General features: G+C 64.5%; 16 protein-coding genes. 3 read left to right on the top strand and 13 right to left on the bottom strand.

All coding sequences use genetic code 11. The features are described 5' to 3' along the window. Positions 1-30 precede the first annotated feature (30 nt). From WQQ_RS02865 to WQQ_RS02875, 3 genes are read left to right on the top strand one after another with little or no spacing between them, the layout of a single operon-like run. On the top strand, positions 31-3123 hold the full coding sequence (locus tag WQQ_RS02865; RefSeq protein WP_007183550.1) for an efflux RND transporter permease subunit: 3093 nt from the start codon (positions 31-33) through the stop codon (positions 3121-3123). Positions 3124-3133: 10 nt separating this feature from the next. Beyond that, entirely contained in the window at positions 3134-6328 is a 3195-nt protein-coding gene (locus tag WQQ_RS02870) for an efflux RND transporter permease subunit (RefSeq protein WP_007183551.1), read from the top strand. Between the two features lie 41 nt (positions 6329-6369). Continuing rightward, a complete protein-coding gene (locus WQQ_RS02875) occupies positions 6370-7845 on the top strand; it encodes an efflux transporter outer membrane subunit (protein ID WP_007183552.1) in 1476 nt (491 codons plus the stop codon). 120 nt (positions 7846-7965) lie between these two features. Here WQQ_RS02875 and WQQ_RS02880 read toward each other — a convergent pair whose 3' ends face one another. From WQQ_RS02880 to WQQ_RS02940, 13 genes are all read right to left on the bottom strand, one after another. Next, a complete protein-coding gene (locus WQQ_RS02880; protein WP_007183553.1) occupies positions 7966-8373 on the bottom strand; it encodes a GFA family protein in 408 nt (135 codons plus the stop codon). A gap of 24 nt (positions 8374-8397) precedes the next feature. Beyond that, complete coding sequence (locus WQQ_RS02885; RefSeq protein WP_007183554.1) at positions 8398-9414, bottom strand: 2Fe-2S iron-sulfur cluster-binding protein; 1017 nt, start codon at positions 9412-9414, stop codon at positions 8398-8400. Positions 9415-9476: 62 nt separating this feature from the next. Continuing rightward, complete coding sequence (locus WQQ_RS02890; protein ID WP_007183555.1) at positions 9477-10466, bottom strand: aromatic/alkene monooxygenase hydroxylase subunit beta; 990 nt, start codon at positions 10464-10466, stop codon at positions 9477-9479. 28 nt (positions 10467-10494) lie between these two features. Beyond that, complete coding sequence (locus WQQ_RS02895) at positions 10495-10806, bottom strand: MmoB/DmpM family protein (RefSeq protein WP_007183556.1); 312 nt, start codon at positions 10804-10806, stop codon at positions 10495-10497. Positions 10807-10859: 53 nt separating this feature from the next. Next, positions 10860-11195, bottom strand: a complete 336-nt coding sequence (locus tag WQQ_RS02900) for a monooxygenase system ferredoxin subunit (protein ID WP_040452885.1) — start codon at positions 11193-11195, stop codon at positions 10860-10862. Positions 11196-11206: 11 nt separating this feature from the next. After that, on the bottom strand, positions 11207-11479 hold the full coding sequence (locus tag WQQ_RS02905; RefSeq protein WP_007183558.1) for a toluene-4-monooxygenase system B family protein: 273 nt from the start codon (positions 11477-11479) through the stop codon (positions 11207-11209). Positions 11480-11575: 96 nt separating this feature from the next. Continuing rightward, positions 11576-13075 carry an aromatic/alkene/methane monooxygenase hydroxylase/oxygenase subunit alpha gene (locus WQQ_RS02910; protein ID WP_007183559.1) on the bottom strand — a complete coding sequence of 500 codons (1500 nt, stop codon included), beginning with the start codon at positions 13073-13075 and terminating at the stop codon, positions 11576-11578. A 71-nt stretch (positions 13076-13146) separates the two neighbouring features. Further along, positions 13147-13338: a 2-hydroxymuconate tautomerase gene (gene thmT, locus WQQ_RS02915; protein WP_007183560.1), complete on the bottom strand. Its 192-nt coding sequence runs from the start codon at positions 13336-13338 to the stop codon at positions 13147-13149. A gap of 25 nt (positions 13339-13363) precedes the next feature. Continuing rightward, positions 13364-14404: a 4-hydroxy-2-oxovalerate aldolase gene (dmpG, locus tag WQQ_RS02920; RefSeq protein WP_007183561.1), complete on the bottom strand. Its 1041-nt coding sequence runs from the start codon at positions 14402-14404 to the stop codon at positions 13364-13366. 12 nt (positions 14405-14416) lie between these two features. Beyond that, positions 14417-15325 (bottom strand): acetaldehyde dehydrogenase (acetylating), encoded by a 909-nt coding sequence (locus WQQ_RS02925; protein ID WP_007183562.1) that lies wholly within the window; start codon positions 15323-15325, stop codon positions 14417-14419. Between the two features lie 23 nt (positions 15326-15348). Continuing rightward, positions 15349-16140 carry a 2-oxo-3-hexenedioate decarboxylase gene (gene dmpH, locus WQQ_RS02930; protein WP_007183563.1) on the bottom strand — a complete coding sequence of 264 codons (792 nt, stop codon included), beginning with the start codon at positions 16138-16140 and terminating at the stop codon, positions 15349-15351. An 8-nt stretch (positions 16141-16148) separates the two neighbouring features. Further along, a complete protein-coding gene (gene dmpE, locus WQQ_RS02935; protein ID WP_007183564.1) occupies positions 16149-16931 on the bottom strand; it encodes a 2-oxopent-4-enoate hydratase in 783 nt (260 codons plus the stop codon). 63 nt (positions 16932-16994) lie between these two features. After that, a complete protein-coding gene (locus WQQ_RS02940; protein ID WP_007183565.1) occupies positions 16995-17834 on the bottom strand; it encodes an alpha/beta fold hydrolase in 840 nt (279 codons plus the stop codon). Positions 17835-17837 lie beyond the last annotated feature (3 nt).

Genomic DNA, 17837 nt, shown 5'->3' on the forward strand with positions numbered 1-17837 from the left:
GCCCGGGCACGGATCACGACCGCCGACATCATGAATCCCTCGCGCCCCTTCATCGAGCGGCCCGTCGCGACCGCCCTGCTCATGCTCGGCATCGTGCTGGCCGGGCTCGTCGCCTTCAGGCTGCTGCCGCTCTCGGCACTGCCCGAGGTCGACTACCCGACCATCCAGGTGCAGACGCTGTACCCGGGCGCGAGCCCGGAAGTCATGAGCCAGACCGTCACCGCCCCGCTCGAACGCGAACTCGGCGAAGTGGCCGGCCTGCAGCGCATGAGCTCGGTCAGCACGGCGGGTGCCTCGATCATCACGCTGCAGTTCGGGCTCACCGAGGCGCTCGATGTGGCCGAACAGGAGGTGCAGGCCGCGATCAACGGCGCCAACAACCTGCTGCCGGCCGACCTGCCCGCCCCGCCCGTCTACGCCAAGGTCAATCCGGCCGACGCGCCGGTGCTCACGCTCGCGCTGACGAGCAAGACCTTGCCGCTGACCGAGGTACGCAACCTCGCCGACACGCGGCTCGCGCTCAAGATCAGCCAGGTCTCGGGCGTGGGCCTGGTGACGATGTCGGGCGGACAGCGGCCGTCGGTGCGGATCCAGGCCGATACGCAGGCCCTGGCCTCGTACGGCATCACGCTCGCCACGCTCGAATCGGCGATCAACGCGGCCAACGCCAACAGCGCCAAGGGCAGCTTCGATGGGCCGGCGCGCGCGTACACGATCAATGCCAACGACCAGCTGCTAACGGTCGATGACTACCAGAACCTCGTCGTCGCCTACACCAACAACGCGCCGGTGCGGCTGCACGAGGTCGCCAACGTGGTCGAGGCGGCCGAGAACGTGAAGCTCGGCGCCTGGGCCGGCCTGCAGCCGGCCATCATCATCAACGTGCAGCGCCAGCCGGGCGCCAACGTCATCAAGACCGTCGACGCGATCAAGGCGCGCCTCGGCGACTTGCAGGACACGCTGCCGGCCAGCGTCGAGCTCAACATCCTCGCCGACCGCACCACCGGCATCCGCGCCTCGGTGCATCACGTGCAGATCGAGCTCGTGCTCGCCGTGGTGATGGTGGTGCTGGTGATCTTCTTCTTCCTGCACAGCCCGCAGGCAACGCTGATCGCCAGCCTGTCGGTGCCGATTTCGCTGATCGGCACCTGCGGGCTCATGTACCTGCTCGGCTACAGCCTCAACAACCTGAGCCTGATGGCGCTGACGATCGCGACCGGCTTCGTCGTCGACGACGCGATCGTGGTGATCGAGAACATCGCGCGCCATCTCGAACGCGGAGCCAAGCCCTTCGAAGCCGCGCTCAAGGGCGCGAGCGAGATCGGCTTCACCATCATCTCGCTGACGATCTCGCTGGTCGCGGTGCTGATCCCGCTGCTGTTCATGGGCGATGTCGTCGGCCGCCTGTTCCGCGAATTCGCGGTCACGCTCGCGATCACCATCCTGATCTCGGCCATCGTCTCGCTGACGCTCGTGCCGATGCTCGCCGCACGCTGGCTCAAGCCGACGAGCCTGCATCCGACGAAAGGCATCGGGGCGAAAGTGCAGCACGGTTTCGATCGCATCGTGCAGCGCTACGCCGGCTGGCTCAGCTGGGTGCTCGCGCATCAGCGGCTCACGCTGCTCGTCGCGCTCGCCACGCTCGTGCTGACCGCGCTGCTCTACGTGGTGATTCCCAAAGGCCTGTTCCCGACGCAGGACACCGGCCAGCTGCAGGCGCGCACGCAGGCCGACGAATCGGTGTCGTACGCGCGCATGGCGCAGCTGCAGCAGGCCGCGGCGCGCGCGATCCTCGATGACGAAGCGGTGGCCAACCTCGCCTCCTTCATCGGCGTCGACGGCGCCAACAACGCGATGCTGCATACCGGCCGCATGCTGATCAATCTCAAGGATGAACGCAGCGGCTCGCAGGACGAGATCATGCAGCGACTGCGCGATCGGGTGGCGAAAGTCGCGGGCGTGCAACTGTTTCTGCAGCCGACGCAAGATCTGACCATCGACGCCGAAACCGGGCCGACGCAATACCGCGTCTCGCTCGAAGGCTCGGACACCGCGACGGTGACGGAATGGGCGCAGAAGCTCACGCAGGCGCTGCAGGGCCTGCCCGAGCTGCGCACCGCCATCACCGACGCGGGCGCCAAGGGGCGCGCGGCCTACATCGACATCGATCGCGACACCGCCGCGCGCTTGTCGATCACCGCATCGGCCGTCGACGACGCGCTCTACAGTGCCTTCGGCCAGCGCATCATCTCGACGATCTTCACCGAGACCAACCAGTACCGCGTGATTCTCGAAGCCAAGCCCGACCTGCTCACACGGCCCGAATCGCTGAACCTGCTGCACCTGCAGTCACCGGGCGGCCCGGTGCCGCTGTCGGCCTTCGCCAAGGTGACCGAGCGCGAATCGCCGCTGCAGGTCACACACGTCGCGCAGTATCCGGCGACGACGATCGGCTTCGACACCGCGGACGGCGTCGCACTCGGCGACGCGGTGGCGGCGATCCGCAAGACCGCGCAAGACATCAAGATGCCCGGCAGCGTCGGCCTGACTTTTCTCGGCGCATCGAGCGCGTACGAGAAATCGCTCAGCAATCAGCTGTGGCTGATCCTCGCGGCGATCGTTTGCGTCTACATCGTGCTCGGCGTGCTGTACGAAAGCTACGTGCATCCGCTGACGATCCTGTCGACGCTGCCGTCGGCCGGGGTCGGCGCGCTGCTGATGCTCATGATCACCGGCAGCGATCTCGGCGTGATCGGCATCATCGGCATCATCCTGCTGATCGGCATCGTCAAGAAGAACGCGATCATGATGATCGACTTCGCGATCGAGGCCGAGCGCGATCAGGGGCTGGCCGCGCGCGATGCGATCCACCAGGCCGCGCTGTTGCGTTTCCGTCCGATCATCATGACCACGCTCGCCGCGCTGTTCGCCGCGGTGCCGCTGATGTTCGGCATGGGCGAAGGCTCGGAGCTGCGCCGTCCGCTCGGCATCGCGATCTTCGGCGGCCTGGTCGTCAGCCAGGCGCTGACGCTGTTCACGACGCCGGTGATCTACCTGGCCTTCGACCGGCTCGGCCGTCGCCTGCGCGATCGTCGCGCGGTCGAGCCCGCCGCCTCGCACTGATCGCACGTCGATGAATCTCTCCGCGCCTTTCATCCGCCGACCGATCGCGACCGTGCTGCTGACGATCGGCGTCGCGCTGTCGGGCGTCGTCGGCTTCTTCGTGCTGCCGGTGGCGCCGCTGCCGCAGGTCGATTTTCCGGTCATCAACGTCTCGGCCTCGCTGTCCGGCGCGAGTCCCGAAACGATGGCGACGAGCGTCGCCACCCCGCTCGAACGCCGGCTCGGCACCATCGCGGGCGTCAACGAGCTGACCTCGCGCAGCGGAACCGGCAGCACCGAGGTGACGCTGCAGTTCGATCTCGATCGCAACATCGACAGCGCCGCGCGCGAAGTGCAGGCCGCCATCAGCGCGACGCGCGCGGACCTGCCCGCGACCCTGCGCAGCAACCCCTCGTACACCAAGGCCAATCCGTCGGATTCGCCGATCATGGTGCTGGCGCTGACGTCCAGGACCAAGAGCACCGGCGAGATCTACGACGTCGTCAGCAACGTGCTGCAGCAGAAGCTCGCGCAGGTACCGGGCATCGGCGAAGTGGAGATCGGCGGCAGCTCGCTGCCCGCGGTGCGCGTCGACCTGGTGCCGTTCGCGCTGAACCGGTTCGGCGTGAGCCTCGAGGACGTGCGCGCGGCGATCGAATCGGCCAACGCCAATCGGCCCAAGGGCGCGATCGAAGGCGACGGACAGCACTTCCAGATCTACACCAACACGCTCGGTCGCGATGCAGCCGAATACCAGAACATGGTGGTGGCCTGGAAGAACGGCGCGCCGGTGCGGCTGTCCGACGTCGCCACGGTGACGAGCGGGCCGAACGACGAGCGCACGATCGGCCTGTTCAACGGCCAGGAAGCCGTGATCGTGCTGCTCAGGAAGAAGCCGGGCGCCAACGTGATCGCCGCGGTCGATGCGGTGCGCGCGCAGCTGCCGCAGTTGCAGGAGCAGATTCCGGAGGAGATCACGCTGCAGGTCGCGTCGGATCGCACGAACTCGATCCGCGCCTCGCTGCACGAGATCGAGCTGACGATGATCATCTCGGTGATTCTCGTCGTGCTCGTGGTCAGCGTGTTTTTGCGCAATTTCCGCGCGACGGTGATTCCGGCGGTGGCGACGGTGGTGTCGCTGATGGGCACTTTCGGCGTCATGGTGCTGCTCGATTTTTCGCTCAACAACCTGTCGCTGATGGCGCTCACGGTGGCGACCGGCTTCGTCGTCGACGACGCCATCGTCGTGCTCGAGAACACCAGCCGCCACATCGAAGCCGGCATGAGCCGCGTGCAGGCCGCGCTGCTCGGCGCTCGCGAAGTGGGCTTCACGGTGCTGTCGATCAGCCTGTCGCTGGTCGCGGTGTTCATCCCGCTGCTGTTCATGGGCGGCCAGCCGGGCCGCCTGTTCCGCGAATTCGCGATCACGCTGTCGGTGTCGGTGATGATCTCGCTGGTCATTTCGCTGACCACCACGCCGATGCTCTGCGCGCATTTTCTGCGCAGCGAGGACAAGCAGAAATCGCCGAGCCGACTCGCGCGCTGGGCCGAATCGGGCTTCGACAGGACCCTGCGCGTCTACGAAAAATCACTCGACTGGGCACTCGACCAGCGCGCGCTCGTGATGCTGCTGCTCGCGGCGGTGGTCGCGCTCAACGTCTACCTGTTCATGATCGCGCCGAAGGGCTTTTTTCCGCAGCAGGATTCGGGGCAGATCATGGGCGGCCTGCGCGCCGACCAGAGCATTTCGTTCACGCTCATGCGCGACAAGCTCCGGCAGATCGTCGACATCATCCGCAAGGATCCGGCGGTGTCGACGGTGGTGGGCTTCACGGGTGGACGCCGGGCCGGCGGCGGCTTCATGTTCATCGACCTCAAGCCACAAGCCGAGCGCAATCACGAATCCGGCCAGGCGGTGATCGCGCGCTTGCGCCCGCAGCTCGCGCAGGTGGCGGGCGTGAACACCTTCCTGAACCCGGTGCAGGATCTGCGCATGGGCGGGCGATCGAGCAACGCGAGCTACCAGTACACGCTCAAGGGCGACGACGCGGCCGAGCTCAAGCTCTGGGCCGGCAGGCTCGCCGACGCGCTCCAAGCCTATCCGGGCATGGAGGACGTCAACACCGATCTCGAAGAGAACGCGGTGGAGACCTTCGTGACCATCGACCGCGACACCGCTTCGCGCTTCGGCATCACGCCGCGCGCGGTCGACAACGCGCTCTACAACGCCTTCGGCCAGCGCTCGGCGGCGACGATCTACGAGGACATCAACCAGTACAGCGTGGTGCTGGCACTCGCCCAGCGCTATCGCCAGGGGCCCGAGGCGCTCAACGACGTCTACGTGCCAGCGAGGATCACCGACACCAGCGCCAATACGCAGCAGGCCAGCGTCGCCAATCCGGCGCTGCGCGATCCTTCCACCGGCAGCGCGCTCAACACGGCGACCGCGACGATGGTGCCGCTCGCGGCGATCTCGACGGTCAGCGAACGCGCGGCCGCGACGTCGGTGCGCCACCAGGACGCCACCCTGGCGACGACGATCTCGTTCAACCTCGGCGAAGGCGCTTCGCTGTCCGACGCCAAGAACGCGGTGAAGCAATCCGAAGCGAGCATCGGCATGCCGACGCGCGTCGCCGGCAGCTTCCAGGGCACGGCGCGCGCGTTCGAGGAATCCAACCGCCGTCAGCCGATGCTGATCCTCGCGGCCATCGTCGTCATCTACATCGTGCTTGGCGTGCTCTACGAGAGCTACGTGCATCCGATCACGGTGTTGTCGACGCTGCCGTCGGCCGGCGTCGGCGCGGTGCTTGCGCTGATGCTGCTCAACATGGAGTTTTCGCTGATCGCGCTGATCGGCCTGTTCCTGCTGATCGGCATCGTCAAGAAGAACGCGATCCTGATCATCGATTTCGCGCTCGAGGCCGAGCGTTCGCGCGGACTCAGCGCGATCGAAGCGGTGCGCGAAGCCTGCCTGCTGCGCTTTCGCCCGATCATCATGACCACGCTGGCCGCCGCGCTCGGCGCGCTGCCGCTCGCGGCCGGCATCGGCGAAGGCTCGGAGCTGCGCCAGCCGCTCGGCGTCGCGATCATCGGCGGGCTCGTGGCGAGCCAGCTGCTGACCTTGCTGACCACGCCCGTGGTCTACGTTTACATGGATCGACTGCGTCGCAAGCGTCCGGACGAAAGCCGGCTTGCGCGTCATGGCGATCTGCCCGGCGCGGTCTGATGAACGCAGCCGATGAATGCGGTTCGATGGAGTGCACGAGAATGCTGAAAAGATGGGGATCGTCGACGTCGAAGTTCGCGCTGCATTGCAGCGCGGCGGCGCTCGCGGTGGCGCTGGCCGGCTGTGCCGTCGGCCCCGATTACGTGCGCCCCGAATTCAAGACGCCCGAGAACTACAAGGAAGCCGAAGGCTGGATCGCGGCCCAGCCCAACGATGCAATCGATCGCGACGGCTGGTGGAAGCTGTTCAACGACCCGGTGCTCGACGATCTCGCCGCGCAGCTGAAGGTTTCGAACCAGAACATCGCGGCCGCGCAGGCGGCGTACGAGCAGGCGCGCGCGGTGGTGCGCGAGCAGCGCGCGGGCCTGTTCCCGACACTGTCGCTGACCGGCAACGCCACGCGCGCGGACAGCGGCGGCTCCGGCAGCAGCCGCATCGTCACCGACCAGAATGGCGGAACCTCGGTGATCGCGGGCGGCGACACCATTCGCAACAGCTTTCGCGCGAGCATCGGTGCGAGCTGGGAGCCCGATGTCTGGGGCCGCCTGCGCCGCACGCTCAACAACGCGAACGCTTCGGCCCAGGCCAGCGCGGCGGATCTCGCCTCGGCGACGCTGTCGGCTCAGGGCGAGCTCGTCACCAACTACCTGTCGCTGCGCGAGACCGACGCCGAGATCGAGCTGCTCAAGGCCACGCTCGAAGGCTATGAGCGCTCGCTGCAGATCGCCAAGAACCGCCATTCGGTCGGCGTCGCCGCGTTGTCGGACGTGCTGTCGGCGCAGACGCAGCTCTACGGAACGCAAGCCGACCTCGCCGGCATGGCCTTGCAGCGCGATCAGCTCGAACACGCCATCGCGGTGCTGCTCGGCAAGACGCCGGCGAGCTTCAAGCTGCCGCCGGCCGAGTGGAACGGCGTGGTGCCGCAGGTTCCGCTGAGCCTGCCGTCGACCCTCATGCAGCGCCGCCCGGACATCGCCGCGGCCGAGCGCCAGGTGGCGATGGCCAACGAGCAGATCGGCATCCAGCGCTCGGCGTATTTCCCGAGCCTGTCGCTGTCGGCTTCGTACGGCAGCTCGTCGCAGAAGGTGAGCGATCTGTTCGATGCCTCCACGCTGCTGTGGTCGATCGGCGCTTCGATCTCGCAGACGCTGTTCGATTTCGGCGCCCGCGGCGCGCGCATGGACCAGGTGCAGGCGGCCTACAACCAGTCGGTCGCCACCTATCGCCAGACCGTGCTGACCGCGTTCCAGAACGTCGAAGACCAGCTCAGCGGAACCCGCGTGCTCGAGCGCCAGTACGGCCTGCGCCAGCAGGCCTCCGAAGTGGCCGACCGCAACGAGCAGCTCATGGTCAACCAGTACCGCGCCGGCCAGGTCGCCTACAGCGAAGTGGTCACCGCCCAGGCCTCGGCACTGTCCTCGCGCCGCTCGCTCGTGCAAGCCGCGCTGCAGCGCCAGACCACGGCGGTGGCGCTGATCCAAGCGCTCGGCGGCGGCTGGTCGGTGGAGGCGGACTAGGCCTCGGCGTCGTCCACGGTGCCCGCACCTGCGGTCGCCGTGAGCGCCAGGACTCCGCCATGGGCGGGCCGAGTCCTGTGCGATATCGCATGCGGTGTCGCGACCGAACCTCGGGCTGGCTCAGCTCGGCGGCATCAGATCGAACTTCGGCAACGTGGCGAACGTCCAGGGCTTGGCGCTCGCGCAGTAGATGTGCGCGCCCGGCGCATAAGCGTCGCTGTCGTCGAGACTCACCAGCCGAACGAAGCGCAGGCCTTCGGCCGCCGCCGCCTTGGTATAGAGGGGAGCGCCGCAGGCCGAGCAGAAAAAACGCTCGACCGCTTGTCCGCTGTCGCCCGTGTACGGATACGAGGCGGGCTGACCCGTGGTGATCCGGAAGGACTTGCTCGCCACGCCCATCACCACCGCACCGTCCGTTCCGCTCGATCGCTGGCAATCGCGGCAGTGACATTTCACGACGAACAAGGGCTCGCTATCCAGCTGGTAGCGAATCGCTCCGCAAACACAACCACCTGCATGATGCGTCATGGTCGAGGCTCTCCCTGACGATGGTCAGAAGAAACGATCGTAGTGAATCTGCGAAAACGGCACTTTGTACTGCACCATGAGCATTTCCTGCAGCGACTGCGTCATCGGCGGCGGGCCTGCGAAATAGAACTCATGATCGGCGAGTCGCGAACCGAAATCCTGTTCGACCTGCTGATGAACGAAACCGATCGCCCCGCTCCAGAGTGCGGACGATTCGGGCATCGATACCACCGGATGAAAATGCAGCTTCGAGGCGAATTCGGGCAGTTCTCCGAGCAGGTGCTCCCCGCAGACATCCGCTGCGGTGCGGGCACCGTAGTAGAAATGCAGTTTGCGCTTGTCCAACAACCCGGCGGCCGATGCCCCACGCGCGATCGATACCATCGGCGCCAGGCCCGAGCCTCCGGCGATGCAGATCAGGTCGCGTTCGTTGTCTTGGCGCAGCCAGGCCAGGCCGTAGGGGCCGTCGAGCCCGATCACGTCGCCGGGTTCGAGCCGGTCGAACAACGCGGCGGTGGCCTTGCCCTCGCGTACGCGACGAATCTGGAAATGCCATTGGCCCGCGTCGTTGGCGATGTTCGACATCGAATACGCCCGGGGCGTCGGGATTCCGGGAATGTCGAGCAGCGCAAACTGCCCAGGCAGGAATTCGGCGGCCGAATCGGTTACGAAGCGGAACTCGCGGATATCGTGCGTGATGTCGGTGATGCCGGCGAGCTTCGCGGTGCGACGGCGAGGAAGGACGAGGGGTTTGCTCTCCTGGCTCGGCCGCACCTTGATGCACAGATCGCCCCGTGCCCGGCACTGGCAGGCCAGCAGACGCTGCTTGCGCCTGTCCCTGTCGGTCAGGCCGGGCGCCTCGGGCCAGAGATTGTCGACCGCACCGCTGACCAGATCGAACTTGCAGCTTCCGCAGCCGCCTGAAGCACACTCATACGGAAAGCCGATACCCGCGCGCAATGCGGCACGCAAGACGGTGTCCTGGCCGTCCTGCGCGAACGCGATATCGGTCCCGTCGATCGAAATTCGGGAAGAGTCCATCAGATGATCTCGAATAGAACGGGCCGCCGCACTGGCGGAGGCCACGTTCCGTCTGGATGAAGTTAGGCGAGTTCGAGGCTGCGGCGGAAATCCCGCGTCGCCTGAATCGCCGCCGAGGCCGCATCGACCGTATCCGGAATGGCGCTCGCATAAGCCTGAATCGCCTTGTCGGCGAGCGGCTCCCATTTCTTGACCCAGTCCTTGAGGACTTCGGCATTGCCCGGCGTCTGCAGGGCCTGCTTGACGAGTGCGGTCGACCAGCGACGATGGCGGGCCGAATCGACCAGCTGGGCATCGATCAGCATAGCCAGCAGCATATCGCCGTTGTGCCGTGCCGACTCGCCGAGCCTGCGCAGCACGGTTTCCTCGATCGCCGGCTTGGCCACCAGGTCCAGGGCCACGAAGGCTTCCGCCCAGTCGTAGGTGATCAGGACTTTTTCCATGAGCTCGCGCAGGCCCTGCCAAGCTGCATCGTTCTCCCAATAGAAGCGCTCGTCGCGACCGAACCCCTTGTCGGGGAACTGCACCGACAGCTCCTTGGTGCGGTAGGCGGTGTGACTGAGCCAGCGCAGCGAATCGGCGCCCTGGAAAGCCGCGCAGTTCGAGATCGTGCTCGCCGGCGCGATCTGCATCAGGTAGACCGAAGCCATTTGCAGCGTATGGAACAGATACCGCGCCGGCGTGTACAGGCGAGCCAGCGTTCCCGCCCAGTGCGGGTCGAGGGACTTGTCGTGCTCACGCTCGTTGAACTGATCGAGCAGGCCGTAGACGTAGCTCTCCTGGCCGTCCTGCAGCATGTTGTAGGTGCGATAGACGAGTTCGTCCGGATCGCGGAAAGCGTTCCAGTCGTCGTGTCGCAGCGGGCTGGCATTGCGATAGCGCTTGTACCAGCGATTCATCGGCATCTCGGGATCGAGCTCCCAAGGCGCGTTCGGATTATTGGTGCTGAAGTGCAGATTGGCGGTGACGATCTCATACTCGCTGGGCTTGCGCCGACGCTTCGCCAGATGGCTCCAGGTCTTCAGCGGCTTCAGGACTTCTACTTGGCTCACGCGTGTTCTCCTCGGTACTGCCTGCGTGTCAGACCCGCTTCTCGAAATAGAAGCGGGCGTAATCGTTGGTGACTTCGATGCGTCCTGCGAACGACGAAAGATCGATCTCGAGTTGGCTCATCTTGAAAGGCCGGCCGAGCATCTCTTCGACGGTTTCGCGGCGGATGATCATCTCTTCTTCGGTCTGGATGCGGACGTAGGCCAGATTGTCGACGACGATGATCGTTTTGCCCGGATTGTCCACCTCTGCGGCTTCGGCCACGGCCGCGGCTAGCGGCCCCTGACGCAGGATCGGCCCAACCGAATTGTTGAGGTAACTCTCTTTCCCAGTGTTGCTCATCTTGTTCGTTCTCCTCGCCGCCATGCGGATGGCGGTAGTGTTTTTATAGTGGTTCAGCTGTGAGCGAATAGCGGATCGACACCCTCCGTTTCGATCATCACGTCTTCGCCTTCGACCTTGACCGGGTATTCGGCGAGCCGGCAATCGGACGGATTGAGGCCTTTTCCGTTGCTGCCGTCGAACACCCATTGATGCGCACGGCAGATGATGTTCTTGCCATCGAACTTGCCTTCGATGAGCGGAATATCCTGGTGCGGGCAAATGCCCTGGAACGCACAGATGGAACCATCGTTGGGCCAGACGACGAGCACTTCGCGGCCGTTGACCTCGAAGGATTCCATTTCGCCTTCCCAAAGGTCATCCACCTTGCACACTTTCACATATGCCACTGGCAACTCTCCTATGAGCCTTGAACCGAGGTTTCCCAGACCACTTCGACGCAGTCCATGGGCCTGATGCCAGACTCGCTCACCTTCATGTCGCGCGGCAGCAGCTGCTCGCTGCCCTGCTTGCGGACCCGCAGGATCTTGCCGGGCTGGCGCTTCACACGACGTCCCACGGAGTGATGGGCTGCCGCAGCGGCAACTTCGTCCATCGTGTTGTCGGTATCGACCGCGACGAGCTGCAGGACGAAGTCGCCCTGTACATTGACGTTCATCGGAAATAAGGCCACTGATCTCGCTCCTCTATTTTCAATTTTCTGATCGACAGGCCCGCCGGCGCTCATACCGAGCGAGCCTGTCGTGACTTCCACTCACCTCAGCTCAGCTCAGCTTGCCGCCTTCTGCTCAGGACGATAGTGCTCGGCCCACGCATAGTTGTGGGCGTCTTCACCGATTTCGCCCGGCGCGAGTCCCATGTACTGCAGCGCGCCTTCGAGCGTCATCGGCTGGACCTGGCCATCGAGGAAGCGATCGACGAGCGTCATGTGTCCGGCATAGCGCTCCGGCTCGGTCTCGAAGCACCACTTGCAGCCCTCGGAGCAGAAGTGATACGTGCGTCCGTTGTAGTCCAGCGGATAATCACGAACCTTCCATGCGTCGCCCGGCGTGTAGTTGATAGGCAGCTGGCACATGTTGCAAACCGTCGGCAGCGTCTCCGGATACGTCAGCTCGCGACGGCCTTCGACGAGGTTCTCGGTGATGACGTCCCAGCACTGACCCCAGGTTTCGTTCCAGCCCGGATACTTTTCTTCGAGCCACTGGCGCTCTTCCGGCGTCATGCCGGCAGCCGGGTTCCAGAACACCGTCGGACGCCAGAACCAGACGCCCAGATGCATGCCATGGTGCTGTTCGTCTAGTTCTTCGAGGAACTTGTCCCAATACCACGGACGCTCGAGGCCCAGGTCGATGATCGAACGCTCGAACTGCGTCACGATCCACTCCTGCATGAACTCCTTGAACGACTGCTTGCGATGATGCAGCGGCGTGTAGTAGTCCATGATCGGACCGGTCAGGACCGAGAACAGCTTCCACGAGCGCCAGAAGGCGACATCGATCATGCGCTGCGCAACGTCCTTCTTGCCGTTCTTGACCAGGATCGGAATCAGCGGCCCACCGATCTGGGCATGGCGCGATTCGTCCGTCTGCACGCTCGAGATCAGGCTCGAGAACGTCCAGTCGCCCGCTTCCGCCGCGTCGGCCGCCAAGCCCAGAAACTGCATGTTGGTGAAGCCGGTCTCGAACGCGAACGTCAGCATCAGACCGACACCGACGGCGCTGCGCGTCATCATGATGTCGTCGAACATGTGACGGGCGGCGATCATCGCCCACTCGTTGGTATCGTAAGCCTTGAACGCCCAGTCGAACTGGCGATCCTTCGAAACCAGTTCGTGCGGGAAGAACAGCTGGATCTGGCCATGGCGGATTTCATCCATCATGCCCAGTGTCGCCATGTTGCGCTGTCCCGGAGCGCGGCCGAAGCGGGCCATGCGCGCTTCGGCGCTCGCCGCCGCGTACTCGCCGCGCGAAATCGCGCCGTAGTGCGCCTTGATCACGCTGAGCCAGCCCGGATCGGCGTTCTCGAACATCTTGTTCCGTTCGAGCGCGGCCTTGACCGAATAGGCACCCGCATCCTTCTCGCGCTGAATCTTGACGTACTCCGGGTACGTCTGCTTGTACGGTTCGTCGTACTGTTCCCATTCCTCTGCGGGAATGCCGAAGTCACCGGACATCTCCGGCGGGAACAGTTCGCTTTCGGCTACGTAGCTCGGCGTCCAATTGGTCGTACGCGCGATGTCGTACCAGTCCAGCCTTTCCAGTGTTGCCATGTTTTATCTCCTCGTATCGATTGAACCTTCATCACGAAATGAAGGGCTGCAAGCCGTTTCCCAAACCGGTGCTAACGCCCCAGATCCGCTGCGCTTCGTCCTGCAATGCCCCAATTTTCCTTCGGCACATCCTGAATCCAGACGCGCACGTTTTCCCTGGGTGCTCCGGTCGCCTCGTGCAGCGCTTCGGTGACCTTTTCGATGACCGCGCGTTTCTGCTCGGCCGTTCTTCCCTCGATGATGTAAATCTGTGCAAATGGCATGGTTTGTTCTCCGTCCGCCGAGTTTTCAGGCAGCGCGCAGGCCGCGCTCGCGCGCCATCGTCAGCGCGGTGTCTTCGATCATGTCTTCCTGGCCGCCGACCATCTTCTGGCGACCGAGCTCCAGCAAGATTTCGCGTGCGGGCACGCCGTACTTGGCCTCCGCCCTGCGTGCGAACAGCAAGAAGCTCGAGTAGACGCCAGCGTAACCGAGCGTGAGCGAATTGCGGTCTATGCGCACCGGGAAGTCGAGAATCGGGGTCACGAGATCTTCGGCGACGTCGCTGATCTTGAACACGTCGACGCCGGTTTCGATTCCCATGCGCTCGGCCACCGCGACGAAAACCTCCATCGGCGTATTGCCCGCACCCGCGCCCATACCTCCGCAGGCGCAGTCGATACGGCGTGCGCCAGCTTCGACGGCTGCGATCGAGTTGGCCACCCCCATCGCCAGGTTGTGGTGCCCGTGGAAGCCGACTTCGGTTTCCGGCTTGAGCTTCTCGCGCAGCAGGCTCACGCGCGCGGCCACATCGGCGGGCAGCATATATCCGGCCGAATCGGTCGCGTAGATGCAGTTGGCGCCGTAGCTTTCCATCAGCAGCGCCTGCTCGAGAAGCTTCTCGGGCGAGATCATGTGCGCCATCATCAGGAAGCCGACGGTGTCGAGCCCCATCTTCCGTCCCATCGAGATGTGCTGTTCGGAAACGTCGGCCTCGGTGCAATGCGTGGCCACGCGAATCGTGGTCACGCCGCAGTCGGCCGCCATCTTGAGATGGTCGACCGTGCCGATGCCCGGCAGCAGCAGCGCCGAAACCTTGGCGCGCTTGAGCAGCGGAATCACCGCTCGCAGGTAGGCTTCATCGGTGGCGGCAGGGAAGCCGTAGTTCACCGACGCGCCGCCCAGCCCGTCTCCGTGGGTGACTTCGATCAGCGGACAGCCCGCTTCGTCGAGGCCACGAGCGATCGACTGCATCTGTTCGATCGTGATCTGATGGCGCTTGGGATGCATGCCGTCGCGCAGCGACATGTCATGCACCTTGATCTGAACGCCTTCGAGTTTGCTGGTCATCGCATGGTCTCCTTAGGCTGCGGCTTCGAACTTCAGACGCCCGGCGATGATCTCTTCGGCGAACATTTCGGCGGTGCGCGTGGCACTGGCCGTCATGATGTCGAGATTTCCGGCGTACTTCGGCAGAAAATCACCCAGGCCTTCGACCTGCATGAACGTGGTCACCCGGTTGCCGTCGAATATCGGACCGTTGACCAGCTTGTAATCGGGCACGTATTTCTGCACTTCGGCCACCATCGCGCGCACCGATTCCTGAATCTCCTTCTCGCGCGGCGCTTCCTCGGTGAGGCAGTGGATGGTGTCGCGCATCATCAGCGGCGGCTCGGCCGGGTTGATGACGATGATCGCCTTGCCTTCGGCGGCGCCGCCGACCTTGGACACGGCTCCGGCCGTCGTTCGCGTGAACTCGTCGATGTTCTTGCGTGTACCTGGACCGATCGATTTCGAAGAAACGGTCGCGACGATCTCGGCGTACTTGACCTTCTGCACGCGCGAGACCGCATACACCATCGGGATCGTCGCCTGTCCACCGCAGGTGACCATGTTGACGTTCATCTCGCGCCGGCCGAGATGCTCACGCAGGTTCACGGGCGGCACGCAGTAGGGTCCGATCGCCGCAGGCGTCAGATCGATCATCATCACGCCGAGTGCGGTGAGCTTGTCCGAGTTCTGCTTGTGCACGTAGGCGCTCGTCGCATCGAAGGCGATGCGCACGTCGTCGGCTTTCACATGGGGAACCAGGCCATCGACGCCCTGGTCGGTGGTCTTGAGACCGAGTTCACGAGCACGGGCGAGCCCTTCGGACGACGGATCGACGCCGACCATCCAGACCGGTTCGAGCACCGGGGAGCGGCGCAGCTTGTAGAGCAGATCGGTTCCGATGTTGCCCGGCCCGATGATGGCGCATTTGATTTTCTGCATTGTTTTTCCGTCCTGTATCGAAACTAAACGAAACGCATCGAGAGGCCGCCGAGATCCTGGAAGCGGACATTGACGGAGTCGCCGGCCTTGACCGGGATGGCTTCGGTAATGCCCCCCGTCATGATGAAAGTGCCGGCGGGCAGTTCTTCGCCGCGGCTGCCCAGATGATTGGCAAGGCTCGCGACGGCGGCGGCGGGATGCCCCAGCACAGCGGCTCCCGCGCCGAGCGCCACGACCTCGCCGTTGCGCTCGAGCACGACGCCCAGCGTGCGCAGATCCAGCTCCTGCACCGAGCGGCTGCGTCCCCCCGTGACGAAGCGCGACGAAGAAGTGTTGTCCGCGATCACGCTGGTGAGGTCGAACCTGAAGTTCTCGTAGCGCGAATCGATGATCTCTACGGCCGGCATGACGAAATCGGTTGCAGCCAGTACGTCTCCGATATGGCAACCCGGCCCCTTGAGCGGTCGCTTCAGTACGAACGCGATCTCCGCTTCGATCTTGGGATGAATCAGTTCGCGAGTCTTGATCTCGCCGCCCTCGGGCACGCTCATGTAATCGAAGATCAGCCCGAAAACCGGGGTCTCGACGCCCATCTGGCGCATCTTGGCCCTTGAGGTGAGGCCGGCCTTGTATCCGGCCAGATGCTGGCCGCGCGACAGCTTGCGGCGCCGGATTTCGGCCTGCACCGCGTAGGCATCGTCCCAGGTCATGCCCGGAAAGCGATCGGTTATTTTCGCCACCGGTTCGGCTTGCAGTTCGGCGGTTTCGAGAATCTCCGCCAGTGCCGCGATGGTCGATTGGTCAAGTGTCGTCATGGCAGCCCTCAAACGAAGCGGACCGAGCAGCCGCCGAGGCCGCCGACCGAGCAGAACAAACTGTCGCCCCGAACCACCGGAACGAGCGGAGATTGCGAACCAGACAAGATCACCTCGCCCGCGCGCAGCGGAATGCCGAGGCGACCCATCGTGTTGGCGAGCCAGGCGACCGCATTGACGGGCGAACCCTGAACCGAAGCGCCGGCCGACGTCGAGATGACGTCACCGTTTTTCTCGAGAACCATTCCGGCCAGCGCAAGATCGAGTTCGCGGGGATCACGTGCCTGGCTTCCCAGCACGAACACGCCGCAGGACGCGTTGTCGGCAACGGTGTCCTGGATCTTGATCTTCCAGTCCTGGATGCGGGAATCGACGATCTCGAAGCACGGCAGTACGAATTCGGTCGCCCGCAGCACATCGGCCGCGGTGACGCCCGGGCCGCTCAGATCGTGGCGCAGCACGAAAGCGACTTCGGCTTCGGCACGCGGGGCGATGAGCCCCTCGACCGCGATCGCCTCGCCCTCGTTGTAGACCATGCCCGACAGCAGGTGACCGAAATCGGGCTGATAGACGCCGAGCATCTGCTGCACGGCTTTACTGGTGACACCGATCTTCTTGCCGATGACGGTCTCTCCCGCATCGAGACGATGCTGGATCATGCGCATCTGCACCTGATAGGCGTCTTCGATCGTCATCGAAGGATGCGCATCCGTCAGCGGTGCAATCGGGCGGCGCTGCTTGAGCGCTTCGTACAAGCGATCGCCGGCTTCTTGGATAGTTTGTGGATTCATCGTATGGAGTAAGTCAGGCAGCAAGCTGCATGGATGGACGAAGCATCGGGTTGCCGGCGGGGTTCACGGCTTCACCTGTTCGGCGAGGAAATCGCAGACCAGGGTGGAGAAGCGGGCCGCATGTTCGATCTGCGTCCAATGCCCGCATTGTCCGAAGACGTGCAACTGCGAACGCTGGATCAGATGATGCAGACGCAGGGCGTTGTCGAGCGGAATGATGAGATCGTCGCGGCCGTGCAGAATCAGGGTGTCGTTGCCGAGGGCGCGGATCGCGTCGTCCGGGCTCGCCAGCGCATCGACCCAGCGCTGGCGCGGCGCGGGAAACATGGCGGCATAGGATTCCTGCACGCCGGGACGCAAAGTCGCGCGATAACGCAGCTCCGCCAGTTCGTCGGTGACCAGATGGCGATCGTAGGCGAACAGATCGAGCATCTTCCGCATCGCGCCGAAGGACGGCTCGTAACCCCAGATCTCGTCGAGCCCGGTGGTCAGCTCGAACGGCACGCCGACGCTGCCCATCAGCACGAGCTTGCGGACCCGCTCCGGTGCATGGATCGCCATCGACAGGGCCAGGGCACCGCCGAAGGAATTGCCCACCAGATCGACTTTCCGGATCCCGAGGGTATCCAGCAGGGCGATCGCATGTTCGCGCCAGGCGCTCAGGCCGAACACGAACCCTTCGGGCCGCGGGGTGTAGCCGAAGCCGACCAGATCGGGCGCGATCACCCGCGCACTCTGGGCCAATGACGGCAGTACCAGGCGCCAGTTCGCATAGGCACTCACGCCGGGGCCCGATCCGTGCAGCAGCATCACCGGATGTCCCGTGCCGACATCGTGGACGTTGGTGGAGATGCCACCCACGTCCACGATCCGGCCGATCTCGGGGTTGTTTTGCGTGCTCACGTT

It is taken from the genome of Hydrocarboniphaga effusa AP103 (genome assembly GCF_000271305.1).
In the GTDB taxonomy this organism is placed as follows: Bacteria; Pseudomonadota; Gammaproteobacteria; order Nevskiales; family Nevskiaceae; genus Hydrocarboniphaga; species Hydrocarboniphaga effusa.

Coding starts and splice junctions, on each gene's coding strand:
- WQQ_RS02865 (WP_007183550.1), top strand. CDS start 31: ATGAATCCCTCGCGCCCCTTCATCGAGCGGCCCGTCGCGACCGCCCTG.
- WQQ_RS02870 (WP_007183551.1), top strand. CDS start 3,134: ATGAATCTCTCCGCGCCTTTCATCCGCCGACCGATCGCGACCGTGCTG.
- WQQ_RS02875 (WP_007183552.1), top strand. CDS start 6,370: ATGCTGAAAAGATGGGGATCGTCGACGTCGAAGTTCGCGCTGCATTGC.
- WQQ_RS02880 (WP_007183553.1), bottom strand. CDS start 8,373: ATGACGCATCATGCAGGTGGTTGTGTTTGCGGAGCGATTCGCTACCAG.
- WQQ_RS02885 (WP_007183554.1), bottom strand. CDS start 9,414: ATGGACTCTTCCCGAATTTCGATCGACGGGACCGATATCGCGTTCGCG.
- WQQ_RS02895 (WP_007183556.1), bottom strand. CDS start 10,806: ATGAGCAACACTGGGAAAGAGAGTTACCTCAACAATTCGGTTGGGCCG.
- WQQ_RS02910 (WP_007183559.1), bottom strand. CDS start 13,075: ATGGCAACACTGGAAAGGCTGGACTGGTACGACATCGCGCGTACGACC.
- thmT (WP_007183560.1), bottom strand. CDS start 13,338: ATGCCATTTGCACAGATTTACATCATCGAGGGAAGAACGGCCGAGCAG.
- dmpG (WP_007183561.1), bottom strand. CDS start 14,404: ATGACCAGCAAACTCGAAGGCGTTCAGATCAAGGTGCATGACATGTCG.
- WQQ_RS02925 (WP_007183562.1), bottom strand. CDS start 15,325: ATGCAGAAAATCAAATGCGCCATCATCGGGCCGGGCAACATCGGAACC.
- dmpH (WP_007183563.1), bottom strand. CDS start 16,140: ATGACGACACTTGACCAATCGACCATCGCGGCACTGGCGGAGATTCTC.
- dmpE (WP_007183564.1), bottom strand. CDS start 16,931: ATGAATCCACAAACTATCCAAGAAGCCGGCGATCGCTTGTACGAAGCG.